At 68.1% G+C, this 5,312-nt stretch carries 7 protein-coding genes; all 7 read left to right on the forward strand.

Annotation, left to right across the window (positions count from 1 at the left end; translation table 11 throughout):
- The coding region (locus JYJ84_RS27670; RefSeq protein ID WP_205189708.1) for an urease accessory protein UreD at positions 1-659 on the forward strand (659 nt) is incomplete at its 5' end.
- 236 nt (positions 660-895) lie between these two features.
- Positions 896-1,198, forward strand: a complete 303-nt coding sequence (gene ureA / locus JYJ84_RS27675; protein WP_006406310.1) for an urease subunit gamma — start codon at positions 896-898, stop codon at positions 1,196-1,198.
- Between the two features lie 8 nt (positions 1,199-1,206).
- Complete coding sequence (locus tag JYJ84_RS27680) at positions 1,207-1,512, forward strand: urease subunit beta (RefSeq protein WP_046545089.1); 306 nt, start codon at positions 1,207-1,209, stop codon at positions 1,510-1,512.
- A 29-nt stretch (positions 1,513-1,541) separates the two neighbouring features.
- Positions 1,542-3,248: an urease subunit alpha gene (gene ureC, locus JYJ84_RS27685; protein ID WP_175222829.1), complete on the forward strand. Its 1,707-nt coding sequence runs from the start codon at positions 1,542-1,544 to the stop codon at positions 3,246-3,248.
- A 22-nt stretch (positions 3,249-3,270) separates the two neighbouring features.
- On the forward strand, positions 3,271-3,894 hold the full coding sequence (gene ureE / locus JYJ84_RS27690; RefSeq protein WP_175222830.1) for an urease accessory protein UreE: 624 nt from the start codon (positions 3,271-3,273) through the stop codon (positions 3,892-3,894).
- Positions 3,881-4,561: an urease accessory protein UreF gene (locus tag JYJ84_RS27695; protein WP_175222831.1), complete on the forward strand. Its 681-nt coding sequence runs from the start codon at positions 3,881-3,883 to the stop codon at positions 4,559-4,561. The genes ureE and JYJ84_RS27695 overlap by 14 nt, the downstream gene beginning before the upstream one ends.
- Before the next feature lie 17 nt (positions 4,562-4,578).
- The gene (gene ureG / locus JYJ84_RS27700; protein ID WP_174951117.1) at positions 4,579-5,226 is read left to right on the forward strand and encodes an urease accessory protein UreG; all 648 of its coding nucleotides are present in this window, start codon (positions 4,579-4,581) and stop codon (positions 5,224-5,226) included.
- Positions 5,227-5,312: the final 86 nt, after the last annotated feature.

The raw sequence follows: 5,312 nt of genomic DNA on the forward strand, positions 1-5,312 counted from the left end.
GCGACCGGCTCGACATCGACATCGCGCTCGGCGACGGCACGCACGCGGTGCTGACGACGCCCGGCGCGACCAAGTGGTACAAGTCGAACGGGCTGGACGCGACGCAGCGCATCGGCATCACGGTCGGCGAGCACGCGAAACTCGACTGGCTGCCGCAGAACAACCTGTTCTTCGACGCGGCGCACGCGTCGCTCGACTTCACGGTCAAGCTCGGCGCGGGCGCCAGCGCGATCGGCTGGGATGCGTCGCAGCTCGGCCGGCAGGCGGCCGGCGAAACCTGGTCGGCGGGACGCATCGCGTCGACTTCGGCACTTGTCGATGCCAACGGCCGGCCGCTATGGACCGAACGCGCGCTGCTCGATGCGCGCGACCCGCTGCGCGGCGCATTGCAGGGTCTCGCCGGCTTTCCCGCGTACGGCACGCTGTGGGCCGCCGGCGCCGCGTGCGACGCCGCGCTCGCCGAATCGCTTGCCGCACGGATGCCGTTCGACACCACGCTGCGCGCGGGCGTGACCTGCGTGACACCGGGCGTCGTGCTCGTTCGCGCGCTGTCGACGTCGATGGAAGCGCTGCAACGCCACTTCACCGACTGCTGGCTGCATCTGCGGCCGATCGTGCACGCCGTCGACGCACGGCCGCTGCGACTCTGGCAGACCTGAGCGCGGTCGCGCCACGCACCGTTTCGGCGCAGCATCGCGGCCAGTGCTGCACGCTGCCCATGCATCGCGCACCACGAGCGCGCATCACACGGCGTTCCATGCACATGGCACGCGCCTTGCTCCTTACATAACCGATACACGACGCACGCAAAACAGCGCGGTGCTACGATGACCCGCGCGTTCGCCCCGTTGCGCACGCACCGATAAAAATTACGTTTTCCTGAACGTCTGCCTTCATGAAACTGACTCCCCGCGAGAAGGACAAGCTGCTGATCTTCACGGCGGCGCTGCTGGCCGAGCGCCGTCGCGCACGCGGCCTGAAGCTCAACTATCCGGAGGCGGTCGCCTTCATCACCGCCGCGCTGATGGAAGCCGCGCGCGACGGCAAGACGGTCGCCGAAGTGATGCATTACGGCACGACGCTGCTCACGCGCGACGACGTGATGGACGGCGTGCCGGAGATGATTCCCGACATCCAGGTCGAGGCGACCTTCCCCGACGGCACGAAGCTCGTGACCGTCCATCACCCGATTCCGTGAGGCCCTGCATGATCCCCGGCGAAATCCTCACCGACGACGGCGAACACGAACTGAATGCAGGCCGCGCCACGCTGACGCTCGTCGTCGCGAACACCGGCGACCGCCCGGTGCAGGTCGGCTCGCACTACCACTTCTTCGAAGTCAACGACGCACTGTCGTTCGATCGCGCGGCCGCGCGCGGCTTTCGCCTGAACATCGCGGCCGGCACCGCGGTGCGCTTCGAGCCGGGCCAGACGCGCACCGTCGAGCTGGTCGCCCTCGCGGGCGATCGCGCCGTCTACGGTTTTCAGGGCAAGGTGATGGGGCCGCTGTAAGCCGCGCCCCGCTCTTCAGGAACAGCACCATGACACTACGCTTGAGCCGCCGCGCGTACGCGGAAATGTTCGGGCCGACGACGGGCGACCGCGTCCGGCTCGCCGATACCGAACTGCTGATCGAGATCGAACGCGACTTCACGACCTACGGCGAGGAAGTGAAATTCGGCGGCGGGAAAGTGATCCGCGACGGCATGGGCCAGTCGCAGCGCGTGGCCGCCGACGTGCCCGACACGATCATCACGAACGCGGTGATCCTCGATCACTGGGGCATCGTGAAGGCCGACATCGCGATCAAGCACGGCCGCATCGCCACGATCGGCAAGGCCGGCAACCCCGACATCCAGCCGGGCGTGACGATCGCGATCGGCGCCGCGACCGAAGTGATCGCCGGTGAAGGGCTGATCGTGACGGCGGGCGGCATCGACACGCACATCCACTTCATCAGCCCGCAGCAGATCGACGAAGCGCTCGCATCGGGCGTCACGACGATGCTCGGCGGCGGCACCGGGCCGGCCACCGGCACCAACGCGACGACCTGCACGCCGGGCCCGTGGCACATGGAGCGGATGCTGCAGGCCGCCGACGGCTGGCCGATCAATCTCGGCTTTCTCGGCAAGGGCAATGCGAGCCTGCCGCAGCCGCTCGTCGAGCAGATCGCGGCCGGCGCGATCGGGCTGAAGCTGCACGAGGACTGGGGCACGACGCCCGCGGCGATCGACAACTGTCTCTCCGTCGCCGACGACACCGACACGCAGGTCGCGATCCACACCGACACACTGAACGAAGGTGGCTTCGTCGAATCGACGGTCGCCGCGTTCAAGGGCCGCACGATCCACACGTACCACACCGAAGGCGCCGGCGGCGGCCATGCGCCCGACATCCTGAAGGTGTGCGGCGAGTCGAACGTGCTGCCGTCGTCGACCAACCCGACGCGCCCGTACACGATCAACACGCTCGACGAGCACCTCGACATGCTGATGGTGTGCCATCACCTCGATCCGTCGATCGCCGAGGATCTCGCGTTCGCCGAATCGCGGATCCGCCGCGAGACGATCGCGGCCGAGGACATCCTGCACGATCTCGGCGCGCTGTCGATGCTGTCGTCCGATTCGCAGGCGATGGGCCGCGTCGGCGAAGTGATCATCCGCACCTGGCAGACCGCGCACAAGATGAAGGTGCAGCGCGGCGCGTTGCCGGAAGACGGTACGCGCAACGACAACTTCCGCGCGAAGCGCTATGTCGCGAAGTACACGATCAACCCGGCGCTCACGCACGGCATTGCGCACGAAGTCGGCTCGATCGAACCTGGCAAGTGGGCCGACCTCGTGCTGTGGGAGCCTGCATTCTTCGGGATCAAGCCGACCATGATCCTGAAGGGCGGGATGATCGCGATGGCGCAGATGGGCGACCCGAACGCATCGATCCCCACGCCGCAGCCGGTCCACTATCGCGAGATGTTCGCCACCCGCGGCGGTGCGCTCGCACGCACGTCGCTGACCTTCGTGTCGCAGATGGCCGCCGATGCGGGCATCGCGGAACGCTATGGCCTCGCGAAGCGGATCGTGCCCGTGCGCAACTGCCGCAACGTGACGAAGGCCGACATGATCCACAACGCGTGGCGCCCGTCGATCAGCGTCGACCCCGAAACCTACGACGTGATCGCCGACGGCCAGTTGCTCACCTGCGAGCCGGCCACGGTGCTGCCGATGGCGCAGCGCTATTTCCTGTTCTGATCCGATTGCCGGTTTTCGATTCATGCGCACCCTCGACAAACGCATTGCCCCGAACGTGAAACTCGCCGCGTCGCTCGTCGCGCGCGCGCCGACGCTCACGCTCGCCTACGACGCCCGCTGCAAGAGCCGCCTCGCGGCGACGCTCGACACCGGCGAGGACGTCGCGGTCCTGCTGCCGCGCGGCACGATCCTGCGCGACGGCGACGTGCTCGTCGCCGACGACGGCGCACTCGTGCGCATTGCCGCGGCACCCGAGACCGTGCTACGCGTGCGCGCGGCCGATCCGCTCACGCTGATGCGCGCCGCGTACCATCTCGGCAACCGCCACACGCCGGTCGAGATCGGCGACGGCTACCTGAAGCTCGAAGCCGATCCCGTGCTCGCGGACATGCTGCGCCGGCTCGGCACGCAGGTCGAGGAAGCGAGCGTGCCGTTCCACCCGGAAGCCGGTGCGTACGGTGGTGGCCACAAGCACGGGCACGACGCGACGTTCGCCGAGGATTACGCACTCGCGCAGCAAGTGTTCGGCGAGCATCACGGCCATTCGCACTCGCACTCGCACTCGCATTCGCACGACCACGATCACGATCACGATCACCAGCATGGTCCGGGTTGCTCGCACGGCCACGGCCATGACCACCACTGAACTCGTCGCACTGCTGCACCTCGCGTCGCCGGCACTGCCGATCGGCGCGTTCAGCTATTCGCAGGGGCTTGAAGCGGCGCTCGACGCAAACCTGATCCGCGACGCCGACACCGCGCGCGACTGGATTGCCAGCGGCCTGACCGACGTGCTCGCGCACGGCGAGTTGCCGTTCCTCAAGCACCAGCTCGCGCGCTGGCACGCGCACGACGCGTCGGCGCTCGCCACCGAAAACGCGTGGTACGTCGCCAGCCGCGAATCGGCGGAACTGCGCCGCGAGACCGAACAGATGGGCTGGTCGCTCGCGCAGCTGTGCGCATCGCTCGAATGGGGGGATGCCGCGCGCCGCGCGACACTCGCAACGATCAAGCCGATCGCGCTCCCCACCGCGTTCGCGTACGCAGCCGCCGCGCACGACGCGAGCGCCGACGCGGTGCTCGCCGCATACGCATTCGGCTGGGTCGAGAACCAGACGTCCGCCGCGCTGAAGGCCGTACCGCTCGGCCAGCTCGCCGGGCAACGCATCATCGTCGCGCTACGCGGCGCGATTGACGCGGCCGTGCGCCGTGCGCTCGCGACGCCACCCGACGCCGTCAACACGTTCGCGCCGCAGCTCGGCATCCTGTCCGCGCGGCACGAGACCCAGTATTCGCGGTTGTTCCGCTCCTGAACCCGACACCCTCCGCCATGAACGCACCTGCCCCTTCCCCCGCCCGCCGCACGAAGAAACTGCCGCCGCTGCGCGTCGGCATCGGCGGCCCTGTCGGCTCCGGCAAGACCACGCTGCTCGAGATGCTGTGCAAGGCGATGCGCGACCGGTACGACCTCGTCGCGATCACCAACGACATTTATACGAAGGAAGACCAGCGACTGCTGACGGTCGCGGGCGCGCTGCCCGAGGAACGCATCATGGGCGTCGAGACGGGCGGCTGCCCGCACACGGCGATCCGCGAGGATGCGTCGATCAACCTCGAAGCGGTCGACCGGATGCTGTCGCGCTTCCCCGACGCCGACATCGTGTTCATCGAATCGGGCGGCGACAATCTCGCGGCAACCTTCAGCCCCGAGCTGTCGGACCTGACGATCTACGTGATCGACGTCGCGGGCGGCGAGAAGATCCCGCGCAAGGGCGGCCCCGGCATCACGAAGTCCGACCTGCTCGTGATCAACAAGACGGATCTCGCGCCGCTGGTCGGCGCGAACCTCGACGTGATGGCGTCCGACACGAAGAAGATGCGCGGCGAGCGGCCTTACGTGATGACGAACCTGAAGGCGCTCGAAGGCGTCGCGGACGTGATCGCGTTCATCGAGAAGAAGGGTTTGCTGACGGTCTGAGCGGCGTGGCGGCGCCATACGGTGCCGCCACGCGTGCTCCCGGCGGCATTGCGCCGCCTTTGTCTATTCGTCGGACGTGTCCTGCG

It is taken from the genome of Burkholderia sp. LMG 13014, assembly GCF_905232215.1.
Classification (GTDB): Bacteria; Pseudomonadota; Gammaproteobacteria; order Burkholderiales; family Burkholderiaceae; genus Burkholderia.

What these genes read in the sequence shown, in the direction of transcription:
- ureA (WP_006406310.1), top strand. Translation starts at nt 896, where the DNA reads ATGAAACTGACTCCCCGCGAGAAGGACAAGCTGCTGATCTTCACGGCG.
- JYJ84_RS27680 (WP_046545089.1), top strand. Translation starts at nt 1,207, where the DNA reads ATGATCCCCGGCGAAATCCTCACCGACGACGGCGAACACGAACTGAAT.
- ureC (WP_175222829.1), top strand. Translation starts at nt 1,542, where the DNA reads ATGACACTACGCTTGAGCCGCCGCGCGTACGCGGAAATGTTCGGGCCG.
- ureE (WP_175222830.1), top strand. Translation starts at nt 3,271, where the DNA reads ATGCGCACCCTCGACAAACGCATTGCCCCGAACGTGAAACTCGCCGCG.
- JYJ84_RS27695 (WP_175222831.1), top strand. Translation starts at nt 3,881, where the DNA reads ATGACCACCACTGAACTCGTCGCACTGCTGCACCTCGCGTCGCCGGCA.
- ureG (WP_174951117.1), top strand. Translation starts at nt 4,579, where the DNA reads ATGAACGCACCTGCCCCTTCCCCCGCCCGCCGCACGAAGAAACTGCCG.